Annotated in this window: 1 pseudogene; it reads right to left on the bottom strand. The window is 58.0% G+C overall.

Annotated features, from left to right (window positions below):
- A pseudogene (locus tag HMPREF2700_RS10345) lies at window positions 1-457 on the bottom strand (hypothetical protein); the annotation flags it as partial.

Here is a 457-nt window from a genome sequence, read left to right as displayed (position 1 = left end):
AGGTCAGGCCTTTAGTGTCAACGGTGGTTTTGGCGTCCACACCTTTTTGGATTTCGGCTTTGGTGCCATCAGCCAAGTCGATGCTGTAGTCGGTCACGTTGTTCGCGTCTGCAGCAGCGGCGGTAACGGTCAACTTGTCGGAACCGGCGCTCGCAGTCGTGCCTTTGGCGTTAACGGTGTAAACGTCTTGGCCGTTGGCGCCGGTAGTTTTCACCACGTCTTTGATGTTGGTGCCGGCGGCAACTTCGGTACGGGCGGCGGCGCTTTGTTGTTTCAGCTGGCTGTAGTTGACCGCGTCGGCGTCATCGGTACCCGGGGCAACGTTGGTAATCTTGTTGCCGGCGGCATTGATGCCTGACTTGGTCACACTCGGGCCGCCGGTAATGGTGAGGCCGTCTGTATTCAGTTTGCTGTCGCCTGCGGTCACGCTGTCAACGGTGATGTCTTTGGCCAGTTT

This window comes from Neisseria sp. HMSC068C04 (assembly GCF_001810105.1).
GTDB classification, from domain to species: domain Bacteria; phylum Pseudomonadota; class Gammaproteobacteria; order Burkholderiales; family Neisseriaceae; genus Neisseria; species Neisseria flavescens_B.
The sequence above is the reverse complement of the archived record's forward strand: the minus strand, read 5'-3'. Positions and strand labels throughout refer to the sequence as shown.